At 69.7% G+C, this 14467-nt stretch carries 13 protein-coding genes; 2 read left to right on the plus strand and 11 right to left on the minus strand.

Annotated features, from left to right (window positions below; translation table 11 throughout):
- Nucleotides 1-2: 2 nt before the first annotated feature.
- On the minus strand, nt 3-1391 hold the full coding sequence (locus KHP12_RS11715; RefSeq protein ID WP_086882953.1) for an L-lactate MFS transporter: 1389 nt from the start codon (nt 1389-1391) through the stop codon (nt 3-5).
- A gap of 539 nt (nt 1392-1930) precedes the next feature.
- Between KHP12_RS11715 and KHP12_RS11720 the strand changes: the two genes are divergently transcribed.
- Complete coding sequence (locus KHP12_RS11720) at nt 1931-2326, plus strand: DUF485 domain-containing protein (protein WP_037953644.1); 396 nt, start codon at nt 1931-1933, stop codon at nt 2324-2326.
- A complete protein-coding gene (locus KHP12_RS11725; RefSeq protein WP_086882954.1) occupies nt 2323-3918 on the plus strand; it encodes a monocarboxylic acid transporter in 1596 nt (531 codons plus the stop codon). The genes KHP12_RS11720 and KHP12_RS11725 overlap by 4 nt, the downstream gene beginning before the upstream one ends.
- 29 nt (nt 3919-3947) lie before the next feature.
- On the opposite strand, the gene KHP12_RS11730 is transcribed toward KHP12_RS11725, so the two are convergent.
- The 10 genes from KHP12_RS11730 to KHP12_RS11775 form a co-directional block, all read right to left on the minus strand.
- Entirely contained in the window at nt 3948-4499 is a 552-nt protein-coding gene (locus KHP12_RS11730) for a hypothetical protein (protein WP_244202957.1), read from the minus strand.
- The gene (locus KHP12_RS11735) at nt 4483-4974 is read right to left on the minus strand and encodes an RNA polymerase sigma factor (protein WP_086882955.1); all 492 of its coding nucleotides are present in this window, start codon (nt 4972-4974) and stop codon (nt 4483-4485) included. The genes KHP12_RS11730 and KHP12_RS11735 overlap by 17 nt, the downstream gene beginning before the upstream one ends.
- Before the next feature lie 121 nt (nt 4975-5095).
- Entirely contained in the window at nt 5096-5707 is a 612-nt protein-coding gene (locus tag KHP12_RS11740; RefSeq protein WP_086882956.1) for a class F sortase, read from the minus strand.
- The gene (locus KHP12_RS11745; RefSeq protein ID WP_210610267.1) at nt 5704-6084 is read right to left on the minus strand and encodes a Tat pathway signal sequence domain protein; all 381 of its coding nucleotides are present in this window, start codon (nt 6082-6084) and stop codon (nt 5704-5706) included. Before KHP12_RS11745 ends, KHP12_RS11740 begins: the two co-directional genes overlap by 4 nt.
- Before the next feature lie 199 nt (nt 6085-6283).
- Complete coding sequence (gene katG, locus KHP12_RS11750) at nt 6284-8497, minus strand: catalase/peroxidase HPI (RefSeq protein ID WP_086882958.1); 2214 nt, start codon at nt 8495-8497, stop codon at nt 6284-6286.
- A 34-nt stretch (nt 8498-8531) separates the two neighbouring features.
- Nucleotides 8532-8969: a Fur family transcriptional regulator gene (locus tag KHP12_RS11755; protein ID WP_086882959.1), complete on the minus strand. Its 438-nt coding sequence runs from the start codon at nt 8967-8969 to the stop codon at nt 8532-8534.
- Nucleotides 8970-9082: 113 nt separating this feature from the next.
- Nucleotides 9083-10144: an NlpC/P60 family protein gene (locus KHP12_RS11760; protein ID WP_037953632.1), complete on the minus strand. Its 1062-nt coding sequence runs from the start codon at nt 10142-10144 to the stop codon at nt 9083-9085.
- A gap of 21 nt (nt 10145-10165) precedes the next feature.
- Nucleotides 10166-10648: a poly-gamma-glutamate biosynthesis protein PgsC/CapC gene (locus KHP12_RS11765; RefSeq protein ID WP_020866790.1), complete on the minus strand. Its 483-nt coding sequence runs from the start codon at nt 10646-10648 to the stop codon at nt 10166-10168.
- Nucleotides 10645-12189, minus strand: coding sequence for a poly-gamma-glutamate synthase PgsB (pgsB, locus tag KHP12_RS11770; protein WP_210610265.1), 1545 nt, complete (start codon nt 12187-12189; stop codon nt 10645-10647). The genes KHP12_RS11765 and pgsB overlap by 4 nt, the downstream gene beginning before the upstream one ends.
- A 9-nt stretch (nt 12190-12198) precedes the next feature.
- Nucleotides 12199-14370, minus strand: a complete 2172-nt coding sequence (locus KHP12_RS11775; RefSeq protein ID WP_167442352.1) for a HAMP domain-containing protein — start codon at nt 14368-14370, stop codon at nt 12199-12201.
- Nucleotides 14371-14467 lie beyond the last annotated feature (97 nt).

The following is a 14467-nucleotide window of genomic DNA, read 5'->3' on the forward strand; positions in this document are numbered from 1 at the left end:
GTCTACCGCCTCTCTGCCGAAATGGGATCGGGGGTTTCCTCCGGGGGTACCGACTCCTCCGGGGCCGCCGGCTCCGGCTCATGGAACTTCGGATTCACCGGACGTACCAGCTCGTTCGCGATGAAGCCGATGACGAGCAGACCCACCATCAGCGAGAACGAGAAGGTGTAGAGAGCCGGGCCGGAACGCCCGTCCTCATGCGCGGAATCCGCGATGGAATCGACGATGAGCGGTCCGGCGACTCCGGCGACCGACCACGCGGTCAGCAGCCGGCCGTGGATCGCGCCGACCTGGTAGGTGCCGAACAGGTCCTTGAGATAGGCCGGAACGGTGGCGAAGCCACCGCCGTAGAACGACAGGATCACCATCGTCGAGGCGACGAACAGCGCGGTGCTGCTGTCCTTCTCGAGCATGATGGTGAGGTAGAGCAGTGCTCCGGCGCCCAGGTACAGCCGGTAGATGTTCTTCCGGCCCACCACGTCGGAGACCGAGGACCACACGAAGCGACCGGCCATGTTGGCCAGGGACAGCAGCGCGACAAACCCGGTGGCGGCGCTCGCGCTCACCGGGCTCGCGGTGTCGTGGAAGAAGTCCTGGATCATCGGGGCGGCCTTCTCCAGGATCCCGATACCAGCAGTAACGTTCATGCACAGCACGACCCAGAGCAGCCAGAACTGCGGCGTCCGCACCGCGTTCCTGGCCGATACGTTCGCGGTGGTGACGAGCCGCTTGCCCGCGTCGACGCGGGGCGTCCAGCCGGCCGGCCGCCAGCCCTCCGGCGGCACCCTCACCAGCACCACGCCCAGCGACATGAACACGGCGTAGGCCAGGCCGTGCACCAGGAACGTCTTGGCGATGCCGCTGGTGTCACTGCCGAACGCCTTGAGCATCTCCGTCGACCAGGGAGAGGCGATCAGCGCGCCACCGCCGAAACCCATGATTGCCGTACCGGTGGCCATGCCCGGCCGGTCCGGGAACCACTTCATCAAGGTGGACACCGGTGCGATATACCCGATGCCGAGGCCGACTCCGCCGATGCCGCCGTAGCCGAGAACGACCAGCCAGTAATTGCGGGTGGCGACGCCGAGTGCGGCGACCAGGAAGCCGGTCGAGAAGGCCACGAGCGCCACGAACATGGCCCAGCGCGGCCCTTTTCGCTCCACCAGCGTTCCCCCGAACGCGGCGGAGAGACCGAGTACCAGAATGCCGATCTGGAACGGAAGGGCACTAGCCGTGCCCGAGATGTCCAGGGAATCTTCCAACGGAATCTTAAAGACACTCCAGGCGTACGCCTGGCCGATGGAGAAGTGAATCGCTAGTGCCGCCGGAGGAATCAGCCAACGATTCCAGCCCGCGCCTGCGACGATGCGAGAGCGGTCGAGAAAACCCACAGATCAACCTACCTCCGGCTTCTTGGAAACACCCCCGCAGACTGCATTCCTTGACCCATCCAAACACCTCGGGGGAGGGAGTGGCGAGCCGGGAGCTGCCGTCATATGCCAACGGCAGACGCGCTGCCCAGACGACATGCTCACCGCACTCATGCTCGCGCACGATGGGACGTTCTACCCGAGGTGAGGTTCTACCAGTGGCGACACTTGGGACACAACGCCGGGTGCCGAAATGTCCTCAAGGCGCAACCCTGGACACCCGTTGTCAACCTGACACCAAGTCAAAATGGACAACACGGGAAGGTAGGACAAAGTATTGGTTCAGCGACCTCTCCCACTATATTCGAGATCGCACCGAAGCCGGATGCACACCCTGACATGTGCCTACCTGCCCCGGCGAGGAGCAGGGTGCCACGTTGACTGCGTCCGGCGCCTTACTACACTTACCGCGTCAAGGGCCCGCCGGTTGCCCTCCCCTGACGCCCGAGCACGGGCACCCCCGAACCGACGTTTTCGTCAGAAAAACCCCGGAGAAAACCATGAATAAATCGGTGCGATCGCCCGCTTCCTTGCCATCCGAGCGGGCCACCGGAACGGGGTTCGCCGATCGCGGTGACGACATCGGGGAGCCCGACTTCGAGGCGATCCAGCAGAGCCCGGAGTTCAAACTCCTGCGCAAAAGACTGCTCTGGTTCATTTTCCCGATGAGCGCGTTCTTCTTGTGCTGGTACATGACCTTCGTTCTCTTCTCGGCCTACGACCACGACTTCATGAGCCGCAAGCTGTTCGGCGCGGTCAACACCGGCACCGTTTTCGGTCTGCTTCAGTTCGTGACGACCATGGTGATCGTCCTGACATACCGGCGCTTCGCGCGCAAGAAACTTGATCCCCAGGTGGACACGATCCACGAGCTGGCGGGAGTCGGCAAGGAATGACAGTGCAGATCGCAGCCCGCACGACCGGCAGCCCGATGATCAACCTGAGCGTCTTCTTCGCTTTTGTCGTCATCACGCTGTTCGTCGTCTACAAGGCCACCAACAGAAATTCGACCACCTCCGACTACTACGCCGCGGGCAGCGCCTTCAGCGGCGTCCAGAACGGCATCGCCCTCTCCGGCGACTTCCTCTCCGCCGCCTCCTTCCTCGGCATCTCGGGAGCGATCGCCGTCCACGGCTACGACGGGTTCCTCTACTCCGTGGGGTGGCTGGTGGCCTGGCTGGTCGCCCTGCTGCTCGTCGGTGAACGGCTCCGCAACACCGGGCGGTTCACGGTCGGCGATGTGATGGCCTACCGCATGAAGCAGCGCCCGGTGCGCGCTGCGGCGGCCAACGCCACCCTGGTGATCACGTTCTTCTACATGCTCGCCCAGATGGCCGGCGCGGGTGGTCTGATCGCCCTGCTGCTCGATGTGCACAGCAAGGGCGGGCAGGCCCTCATCATCACCGGCGTCGGCCTCGTGATGGTCTTCTACGTCCTGGTGGGCGGCATGAAGGGCACGACCTGGGTGCAGATCATCAAGGCGGGCCTGCTGCTGATCTGCGTGACCTTCATGAGCGTGTTCCTGCTCGGCAAGTTCGGGTTCAGCCTCTCGGCGATCCTCGACCAGGCGTCCCAGAACAGCCCGCTGGGCGGCGACCTGCTCAACCCGGGCGGCTGGTACGGCAGCAATGCGATGGACCAGCTCGACTTCGTCTCGCTCTCCCTGGCGCTGGTCCTCGGCATCTCCAGCCTGCCGCACGTGCTGATGCGCTTCTACACCGTGCCGGACGCCAAGGAGGCCCGGCGCTCGGTGGTGTGGTGCTCCTGGTCGATGTTCATCTTCTATCTGTCGATCCTGCTCGTCGGGTACGGCGCCACCGCGCTGGTCGGTACGGACAAGATCGTGAAGGCGCCCGGCGGCGAGAACTCCGCCGCTCCCCTGCTCGCCTTCGAGATCGGCGGTGCGATGCTCCTGGGCATCGTCTCCGCGGTGGCTTTCGCGACGATCCTGGCGGTGGTGGCCGGGCTGACCCTGGCCGCCTCGGCCTCGTTCGCCCATGACGTGTACGCCAATGTGATCCGGCGCGGAAAGGCCGATCCGCGGTCCGAGATCCGGGTCGCCCGTCTGACGGCGCTCGTGATCGGCTTCCTGGCCATCCTCGGCGGCATCGTCACCAACGGCCAGAACGTCGCGTTCCTGGTGTCGCTGGCCCTGGCGCTCGCCGCGTCCGCCAATCTGCCTACGATCCTCTACACGCTGTTCTGGAAGCGTTTCAACACGACCGGGACGCTGTGGAGCATCTACGGCGGGCTGGTGTCCGGCCTGGTGCTCATCATCTTCTCCCCGGCCATCTCGGGCAGTTCCACGTCCATCGTCAAGGGCGTGGACTTCCACTGGTTCCCGCTCACCAACCCCGGCCTGGTGTCCATTCCGCTCTCCTTCCTCTGCGGCTTCCTCGGCACGGTCTTCAGCAAGGAGCCCGCCGACCCCAAGAAGCAGGCGGAGATGGAAGTGCGGTCGCTGACCGGCATCGGTTCGAAGGCTTAAGCGACAGGGCCGTGGGCGGCCGGGGCCGCCTACGGCCGACGGGCCGTTCCGGGGGTGTTTTCGGTGTCCCTCAGGACCTCCGACGGCGCGACCCGGGCCGAGGAACTCGGCGCCGCCGACCGGCCGCGGGTGGGCACCTTCGCGCCGTCCCGGGGGCTGGACGTCTCGCTCCCGGGCCCGCGGCCGGGGCGCTGACCGGCGGACTCCGACGGCGCCGAGGGGATGGGTGAATCCGAGGGACCGCCGGAAGCCGACGGGAGCGGAGGCGTCGTACGGCCGGTCGCGGGGGGCGGGGCGAGCGGGACCGTCGGGCGCGCGGGTGGCTCGGGCGCCGCCGCGCGGAGCGGCAGCGCGAGGAGAGCGGCCACGGCGCAGGACGCCCCGACCCCGGCCGCGGTGCGGAGCAGCTTGCGGCGGGTCGCGGCACGGCGGATGGCCTCGTACCGCCCGGGCGGCGGGCCGAGGTAGTCGGAGGGGGGCCGCAGGATCACCGCGAGGGGGTCGTCGGGCTCCCGTTCGGGGCCGATGTGCTCCGGCTCCGGGCCGTTGTGCTCCGGGCCGTCCTCAAAGCGTGGGGTCAAGGCTTCTCCTCAGGTGGACGCGGAGCAGTTCCCGGGCCGCGTGGAGGTCGGCCTTGACGGTTCCTTCCTTGCGCCCGGTCAGTACGGACACCTCCCGGATCGGCATGTCAGCGTAGTAGTGCAGCAGGATCGGGACGCGCAGCCGTTCCGGCAGCGACTGCACGAGCAGGCGCACCGAGGGGTCGGACTGTTCGGTGTGGGGGCGGACGGCGGCTTCCGTGGTGGCACGGCGCATGGCCCTGCGCTCGCGCTGCACCTTGCGCCAGTGGTCCCGGACGAGATTGGCCGCGGTGACGTAGAGGAAGCCACGGGGCTCCTCCACGGACGTCCAGCGGGCCCAGAGCCGGGTGAACGCCTCGGAGGCGATCTCATGGGCCGTCTCGTCGTCGTCGACGAGACGGCGGCACCAGCCGGCCAGGCGCGGGTAGAGGGCGGCGAACAGCTCGGACGCCGCCCTGTCACGGGACCGTTTCAACGCACTCCATGGTCGTGACGGCACTCGGCCGTGAGGGCACTTCGTCAGGGAAGGACCCCGGGCCGGCGGTGTGGGTTCCGTTGGGCCCGGGATCCGGGGGTGGGTCAGGGTCCTGCGGACGTCAGCGTGGCGAAGCGGACGTCAGCGTGGCGAAGACGATCACGTTGTCGAGGTAGCCGTCGCCGGAGCGCGGGCCGCCACAGGTGATCAGCCGCAACTCCGGGCGGTCCACGTTCCCGTAGACCTCGTCCGCCGGGAAGTCCGCCTTGGCGACGGTCCGTACGGCGCTGACGGCGAACCGTGCCGCCGTGCCGTTCTCCAGGCGTGCCTCGATCCGGTCGCCGCGGCGCAGCCGCGCCAGGTGACGGAAGACCCCGTCGCCATAGGCGCCGACCGTGACGTGGCCGAGGACGACCGACGGGCCGAGCTGCCCCGGTGTCGGCGAGTGCCGGTACCAGCCCGCGCGGTCGTGGGCCGTGACCGGCGGGACCGCCACGCTCCCGTCCGGCGCCAGCCCCAGCCGGATGACCGGGGTGTCGACGCCGATGGCCGGGATCCGCAGCCCGACCGGGACCGAACGCCCAAGGGGCCGCGCCGCCTGCACGGGGGTCGGCGGTGGCCTCCTCCCGGAGTGCGGTGCGGCCGTGGTCCGCCGGGCCGGGTGGCCGCCGCAGCCCGCGAGCAGCGAGGCCATCGCCGCGGTGGCGAAGGCGCGCCTGGAGAACGGGGTCATGCCCCGGTCGCCCGCCGGCGCCGGACGACGAGGACCGCCGCGCCGCCCGCGGCGAGCACCGCGGCGGCGCCCCCGCCGATCAGCGCGCCCTCGTTCCCGGACGACCCGGAGGACTCGGCCGTCACTCCGGTGTTCGGCGCGCCCTTCGGCACGACGGCGACCTGGCCGCGGTCCCGCTTCTGGGCCGGTTCCTCCCTCGGGGCCGGGGTCACGGGGGAGGGCGTGCGGGCCGGCGCGTCGCTCGGGACCGGGCCGGCGGAGGCCGCGGCGGTGCGGCGGGGGGCGGGGGTGGTCGCGTCGTCGGCGAACGCGGGCACGGTGGTCGCCAGTACGGCGGTGCACGCGAGTGTCATCGCGCTGAGGACAGTGCGGCGCATGGAGTCGCTCTCTTTCGTCGGTCCGCCCGGCCGTTCGGCGGGCTGGGTTACGGATCGAGCGGAGAGACGAGGCAGCGGCGCGGCGCGTTGCAAAGAGATGGCAAAGCGTGTCCAGCGGCCCTGCCGGGACGGGCCTTCGGGCGGAAAGACGTCCAGGCCGGCCCGTACGGACCGGCCTGGACGGTGTGCTCGGAGCGGATCAGACGAGGTCGAACCGGTCCAGGTTCATGACCTTGACCCACGCCGCGACGAAGTCGTGCACGAACTTCTCCTTGGCGTCGTCGCTCGCGTAGACCTCCGCGAGGGCGCGCAGCTCGGAGTTGGAGCCGAAGACGAGGTCGGCACGGGTGCCGGTCCACTTGACCGCGCCCGAGGCGTCACGGCCCTCGAACGTGGTCTGGTCCTCGGACGTGGACTTCCAGGTCGTGCCCAGGTCGAGCAGGTTGACGAAGAAGTCGTTGGTGAGCTTGCCCGGGGTCTCGGTGAGGACGCCGTGCTTGGACCCGTTGTGGTTCGCGCCCAGCACGCGCAACCCGCCGACCAGGACGGTCGTCTCGGGGGCGCTCAGGGTGAGCAGGTTCGCCCGGTCCAGCAGCAGGTACTCGGCGGGCAGGCGGTTGCCCTTGCCGACGTAGTTGCGGAACCCGTCGTACGTCGGCTCCAGCGCGGCGAACGACTCGGCGTCGGTGTGCTCGTCGCCCGCGTCGACACGGCCCGGGGTGAAGGCCACCTCGACGTCGACACCGGCGTCCTTGGCGGCCTTCTCCACGGCGGCGGAGCCACCGAGGACGATCAGGTCGGCCAGGGAGACCTTCTTGGCGCCGGAGTTGAACTCGCCCTGGATGGCCTCCAGGGTGTGCAGGACCTGGGCGAGCTCGTCCGGGTTGTTGACCTCCCAGCCGCGCTGCGGCTCCAGGCGGATCCGGGCGCCGTTGGCGCCACCGCGCTTGTCGCTGCCGCGGAAGGAGGCGGCGGACGCCCACGCGGTGCCGACCAGCTGCGAGACGGTCAGACCGGAGTCGAGGATCTTGGCCTTGAGCGCCGTGACGTCGGCGGCGTCGATGGGCTCACCCTCGGCCTCGGGCAGCGGGTCCTGCCACAGCAGGGTCTCCTCCGGGACCTCCGGGCCGAGGTACAGCGACTTCGGGCCCATGTCGCGGTGGGTCAGCTTGTACCAGGCGCGGGCGAAGGCGTCCGCGAACTCCTGCGGGTTCTCGTAGAACCGGCGGGCGATCGGCTCGTAGATCGGGTCGAAGCGCAGCGACAGGTCGGTGGTGAGCATCGTCGGACGCCGCTTCTTGTTCGGGTCGAAGGCGTCCGGGACGATCTCCGGGGCGTCCTTGGCCACCCACTGGTTGGCGCCGGCCGGGCTCTTGGTGAGCTCGTACTCGTACTCGAAGAGGTTCTTGAAGAACCCGTTGCTCCACTGGGTGGGGGTGGTGGTCCAGGTGACCTCGAGGCCACTGGTGATGGCGTCCTTGCCCGCGCCCGTGCCGTGGGTGCTCTTCCAGCCGAGGCCCAGTTGCTCCATCGGAGCGGCCTCCGGGTCCGGGCCGACGGCGTCCGCGGGGCCCGCGCCGTGGGTCTTGCCGAAGGTGTGGCCACCGGCGATGAGGGCGACGGTCTCCTCGTCGTTCATCGCCATCCGGCGGAAGGTCTCACGGATGTCGCGGGCCGCGGCGATCGGGTCCGGGTTGCCGTTGGGGCCCTCGGGGTTGACGTAGATCAGACCCATCTGGACCGCGCCGAGCGGGTTCTCCAGCTCACGGTCGCCGGTGTAGCGCTCATCGCCGAGCCAAGTGGTCTCCGGGCCCCAGTAGACGTCCTCCTCGGCCTCCCAGACGTCGGCGCGGCCGCCGCCGAAGCCGAAGGTTTCGAAGCCCATCGTCTCCAGGGCGACATTGCCGGTGAGGACCATGAGGTCGGCCCAGGAGATGGACTGGCCGTACTTCTTCTTGACCGGCCACAGCAGCCGGCGGGCCTTGTCGAGGCTGGCGTTGTCCGGCCAGCTGTTGAGCGGGGCGAAGCGCTGCTGACCGGCACCGGCGCCGCCGCGGCCGTCGCTGATGCGGTAGGTGCCGGCGCTGTGCCAGGCCATACGGATCATCAGCGGGCCGTAGTTGCCGAAGTCCGCGGGCCACCAGTCCTGCGAGGTGGTCAGCACCTCGGCGATGTCCCGCTTCACCGCCGCGAGGTCGAGGGCCTGGAACGCCTCGGCGTAGTCGAACTCCTCACCCAGCGGGTTCGCCGCCGGGGGGTTCTTGGCGAGGATCTTCAGATTGAGCCGGTCCGGCCACCACTGACGGTTGCCGCCGCCCTGCGTGGGGTGGGGAGCGCGCCCGTGCGCGACCGGGCAGCCTCCCGCTTCCTCTGTCTTCGGGTCTACGACGATTGCCTCATGGTTCTCGGACATGGAAATCCTTCCACGCTAGGGCGGATCATGGTGCTCAGGAACTGGTGGCGGTGGAACAGTCGGGGCACTGGCCCCAGTAGATGACCTCGGCCTCGTCGACGGCGAAGCCGTGGTCATCGGACGCGGTCAGGCAGGGTGCCTCACCGGCGGCGCAGTCGACATCGGCGACGGCACCACACGACCGGCATACGACGTGGTGGTGGTTGTCCCCGACGCGTCCTTCGAACCGGGCCGGGTTGCCGGCCGGTTCGATGCGGCGTACGAGGCCCGCCGCGGTCATCGCGTGAAGGGCCTCGTACACGGCCTGGAGGGAGATGTGGCCGACACGGTCGCGCACCCCGGAGGCGATCGCCTCGACCCCGAGGTGATCACCGTCCCGGACGGTCTCCAGCAAGGCGACACGGGCGGCCGTCACCCGCAGGCCGGCACCGCGCAGCTCCTCGGCAGTGGTCGGAGTCTGGGATGCGGTCATGCCGCAGAACCTACCCGCACAAACGCGAACGCTACAAGGAAACGAGCCGTTAAAGTCTAGCGCCGCGCGTACCATTTTGTCCTGATTCAGCCCGATTTTATCCTCCTGGGCCCTCAGAGGCGCTTGGCGCTGCGGAAGAGCCCGGCGTAGAAGCCGTTGCCGTCGATGCGGGAGACACCGCCGTTGTCGCCGATGGTGGGGCCGTTCTGCTCCTTGCGGCTGGAGACGAACACGCGGTGGCCGTCGGTGTCCAGCCCCAGGTAGAGGGCGACATGGTCCATATGGTCGCCGGTGCGGTGATCCATCTTGAAGAACAGCAGGTCACCGGGTTGGAGGACATCGATGTTGGTGGGCCGGGTGTACCAGGGGCCGGGGCCCTGGATCTTGATCACATCGACGCCGACCTTGGAGCGGGCCATGCCGTTGGCGGTGCGCGGCAGGCCGTCGCCGAGGGTGTTGCTCGCCATCAGGGGGTAGCGGGCCCGGTAGCCCATCACCATGCGGATGAAGCCGGAGCAGTCCAGCGCCCGGTAGCGCTCCTTGCGCGCGGCCAACGTGGTGCCGTCGCGGAAGGTGTAGGAGATGCCCAGGTAGTCGTAGAAGTCGTTCTGCTCAAGACGGTCCACGCCGTCCGGTTTGAACGGCCCGAAGACCGCGTCGCCCTCGTACGGGATGCCCTGGGCGTCCTTCTTGACCGGCGCACCGGTCACGTACTGGAAGGCGATCGCGAAGAGGTCCTCCTTCTTGCTGCCGTAGTTCTCCTTGAACCAGTCCTTGAACCACTGCTCCTTCTCCGCGCCCTCGGCCCACGGCTCCGGCATCAGCCGCACCCAGTCCTCGGTGATCACCTTGGACTTGGTGCTGGCGGGCTCGCTGAAGGTGCGGGAGGGGCCGCGCAGGGTGGCGGTGCGGGCGTGGTCGGTGAAGGTGGCGAGGATCTGGCCGTTGCCGCCGCGCAGGATGGTCCGGGCGGGGTTCTTCAGCCGCTCCCAGGTCTGCTTGCCGCTCTGCTGGCCGGTGCCGTTCTCCAGGTTCGGCTCGTCGACGACGGCCTGGGTGGCGGGCGTCTTGTCCTGCTCGTCCTTCCTGAGCTCCACGGTCAGATAGCCGCTGGCGCCGAGCAGCGCGAGCACGGTGACGGCGTGCAGTACGGGGCGTTTCTTCTTCAGTGGCATGGGATCGGCTCCGGTGGTGGGTCAGGCGGACGGCATGACGCCGAGGAGGATTCCGGCGGTGAGGACGACATAGGCCATCAGCGTCACCGACCCGGTGGACAGCAGGGTGGCCCCCCGTGGCTGGCGGACCAGCTGGTAGGCGATCAGGCCGGGGACGATGAAGCCGAGGGTCTGGTTCGCGTACATCAGCGGGAACTCGATCGACAGGATGATCATCACGGTCGCCTGGAGGGTCACGCCGAGCAGCACGACCGCGGCGAAGAGCCGCTTGCCGTAGAGGATCACGTACTTCTGCATCAGCAGCGTGCCCACGTAGGTGAGCACCGTGACGCCGACGACCATCGCGGCGCGCTGGAGATCCTCGACGAGGGTCAGCGCCAGCCAGCCCGGGGTGATCATGCCGCCGGGCGAGAGGTTGGTGGTCAGGTAGCAGACCAGAGAGAAGAGCAGCCCGATCGCGATGCCGATGGCGGCGATCTCAGGGGTGAGGACGGAGGGGATCAACGGTGCTGCTCTCCTGGGTTCTGCCACTGCTGGGAGTCGTCGGCGGGCGGGGCGGGCGGGACACGCGGCTCGAACAGGCCGCGGGGCTGCGGGGCACCGGGGGGCCGCGGGGCGTCGGGGGCCGGTACGACGGCGGGCCAGGGCTCCCGGGAGCCCTGGTCAGGTGCCGTCCGCGGGTACGGCCGCTCGGGGGTGCGCTGAGCGGGTACGTGCACCGGCGCGTACCGGGTCTCGTACGCCTCCGGGTAACCCTGGTAGGGGTCCAGGCGGGGCGCGTACAGCTGGACCGTGTCCACGTGCTCGACATGGCGCTCGTCGCCCGCCGGCGCGGCCGGTGCCGCCGGGGTGTCATCGGCGCTCTCGTCGGGCGGCAGCTCGGCGAGGTGCTCCAGGAGGATCTCGCCCTGGCCGTGGATGTTGCCGATGGCGACCAGGGAGGAGTCGGGGCCGAGGCGGCCGAGCAGCTCGGCCATGAACTCCTCGGGATCCCGGCGGTCGCCGCCGAGGTCGACCGCGCGGTCCCGGTACTGGGCCGGGATGGCGTCGATGGCGGACTTGGCCGGGTGGCCGATGACGAAGACCTGCTCGGGGTCGAGGTCGGGGATGATCTCGCCCATCTGGCCGTTGCGCTCGACCCGGTCGGGGCGGCAGTTGATGACCACGTTGAGCGGGCGGTGGATGGCACCGAGGTCGAGCAGCTGGTTGATGTTCATCAGCGTCGACTCGGGGTCGTTGGCCGCGAAGACGTTGGCGAAGCGCAGCTTCTTGCCGTCCTCGGTGGCGTAGCGCTCGACGGAGAGGACGCCGGGGTCCGGCGGGGCGTCGTACATGCCCTGGAGGGCGGTCGCGCGGTCGACGCCCACCAGCTCGGCGACGGTGAGCGCGATGGCCACGTTCTCCTTGAAGGTGAACCAGCTGAAGCCGCGCAGCTCCTCGTCGCTGACCGTCTTGGGGTCGGCGTAGATCAACTGGCAGTTCCGGGCGTCCGCCTCCTCCTGGAGGATGTCGAAGCGGTCCTGCTCGGCGGTGACGCAGATGCCGTTCTCCGGCATGGACCGGCACAGCGAGCGCGCCACGTCGTCCAGCGTGGGGCCCATCTCGGCGAGGTGGTCCTCACGGACGTTGCACAGCACGCCGATGGTGGAGCGGATCAGCTTGGACTGGTTGATCTCCTGGAGCGCCGGCATGACCGCCATGCACTCGATGACGAGCGCGTCCGGGTTGTAGGCGGCGGCGCGGCGCACGATGCCGATCTGCTCGACCACGTTGGCGATGCCGAACTTGCGGTAGACGGGCTCCTCGGTGGCGTCCGGGTGGATGAAGCGGGCCGCCGTACCGGTGGTCTTGGCCACGGTGGTCAGCCCGCCGCCGCGCAGGGCGCCCGCGCACAGCCGGGTGATGGAGGACTTGCCGCGGATGCCGTTGACCAGGACCCGGGTGGGGATCACGTCGAGGTTGGTCTGGTGCCGCCGCTGTTCGACGATGCCGGCGATCAGCAGAACGGCCTCGCACACCACGAGCACGGTGTAGAGGAAGAGCACGGTGGGGCCTCAGTTCCTTCCGACGCCGGCGGGGGTCCGGCTGCCGCCGTCCCGTTTGCGGGGCTGTCCCTGGAGCTGCTGCCGGATCAGCTCCAGGCTGCGGACCACGGCGCCGACCTCGTCGTGGTGGCGTGGGAACAGCACGGTCTTGCGGTCGCCCGCGGCGAGCGCCTCGGCCTGTCCGGCCAGGGCGCGCAGGGGCCGTACGACGACGATGTGCAGCCAGCCCAGACAGGCGGCCGCGGCGGTCAGCCCCAGCAGCCCGGCCAGCACGGTCCGGTTCTGGAGGCTGTACTCGGGAATCGCCAGGCCCGAGGCGGGCTGCCAGCTGGCCAGGCTCCACTGGAGCGACTTGGCCGCGCCGCCGCCGCTGAACGGCGCGACGGCCGCGACCCGTACCGCGCCGCCGCGCTGGACGGTGGCGTTGGCCTGCTTGGTGGCGAGCAGCGAGCTCATGTGCGAGGGCGCCTTCTCGAAGGCGATATAGCCGGAGTCGCCGCCGATGACCCGGCCCTTGGCGTCCACGACGCGGACCTCGCCCATGCCCTGGCGGCCCAGCAGCGCGTTGACGAACTCGATGCGGAACTCGCCGACGACGGCGGCGCCGCCCCGGCCGGGCGCCTGGGCGGTCGCGGTGACCACGGGCTTCTTGCCGCCCTCGCCGGTCACCTCGATGGCCTGCTTCGAGGGGCCCTTTCCGTCCTCGTGGTGGGGGCCGTCACCGGCCCGCGCGAGGATCTCGCCGTCGGCGCCGAGGACGTACATCGACTGGTAGCGGTCGTGGTCCTGCATGGTGCGCTCCAGGACCTTCTTCATGTCCTCGGGCGTGGTGCGGTCCCCGATCAGGGCGGCGACCGCGGAGAGGTCGGCGTGGCCCTCGTTGAGCGCGCGGCGTACCCGGTCGCTGAGGGTGATGGTGCGGGACTTCTGGTCGTGGACGAGCTGGACCGGGACCTTGACGGAGGAGTCGGCGCGGTTGAGCACCAGCATCAGCGGGACCGACCAGACGAGCAGCAGGACGGCGCAGACGGCGAGCAGGGCGCGGGCGCCCAGGCCCTTGCGCACCGCCGGGCCCGGGGCGTCGGCGGGCTCGCCCTGGAGCTGTCGGCGCAGCCGCTCGAGGGCTGCGCCCACCCGGGCGGCCTCGCCGGCCCTGGGCACGCTCACCGGGCGGGCGAGGTCGCCGCGGGTGAGGCGGCGGCTCTCCAGGAACAGCCGGATCAGCGGGCGCTGCACGGTGCCGAGCAGCACCATCACCGCGAGCCCGCCGATGAGCAGCAGGGCGCCGGCGGCGGCCACGCCGAAGGCGGGGCGGGTGATCTGGGAGACCTTGGCGGAGACGTCGACCTCGGTGACGACGGTCAGCCCAAGGCTGCTGGCGGTGGTGGGCTCACCGGGCTGGGGCGGGGTGAGCGTGGCGTAGCCGCCGACGGTGCGGACGTCCTCGGCGGCGCCCCCGGTGAGGTGGCCGCTGACGCCGGTGTAGCCGCCCGAGCCGGGCTCCTTGGCCTTGACGGGGTGCTGCCGGCCCTTGCGCGCGGCGGTCTCGGCGAAGGAGGCGAGCTGCTTCCTGGCCCCCTCGCCGTCCAGGGCGCCGTGGCTGGAGAGCAGCCGGCCGGTGGAGTCGACGACGCCGATGGCGCGGCCCGGGCCGAGGTCGACGCCGGGGAAGCTGAGGGTGCTCGAGGCGACGAGCAGTTGCTGCGGCCGGCCCTTCCAGGACAGCAGGGCGGGGATGATCAGCCGGGTCTGGCCGTTCTCCAGGCGGACCATGCGCGGGGCCAGCCCGTCACCGCGGGAGAGCTTGCTGAGATCGATCGCGGTCAGCGGCACGTTCTCGCCGCGGGCGGCGAGCATCTTGCCCGACTTGATCTCGATGACGGCGGTGCCACGCCACTTCTGGTAGACCTCGCCGACCTTGTCCAGGACGGTGTCGGCGGAGACCGGCTTGCCCTCGTTGAAGAGGGTCGCGGTGCCGGTGAGGTCGGTGACCGACTCGTCGAGCGACGCCCGCAGGGCGATGGCGCCGTCCTCGGCGACGTACTGCTGCGAGGTCAGGACCGCCTTGGGGACCAGGGCGTTGTCCGGTTTGCCCAGGGTGAGGGCGGTGATCCCCGCGAGGGAGAGAAGCAGAACCGACAGTACGGCTATAGGGGGACGAATACCTCCCACAAGCGACATGTCGGCCCTTCGGCGGACCTTGTGCCGCCGCTTCGAACGCGAAGCGGCCACGGATGGGCTCCTCTCATGCAACTCACACCACACAGAGCGCACTCGA

This window comes from Streptomyces asiaticus (genome assembly GCF_018138715.1).
Lineage (GTDB): Bacteria > Actinomycetota > Actinomycetes > Streptomycetales > Streptomycetaceae > Streptomyces > Streptomyces asiaticus.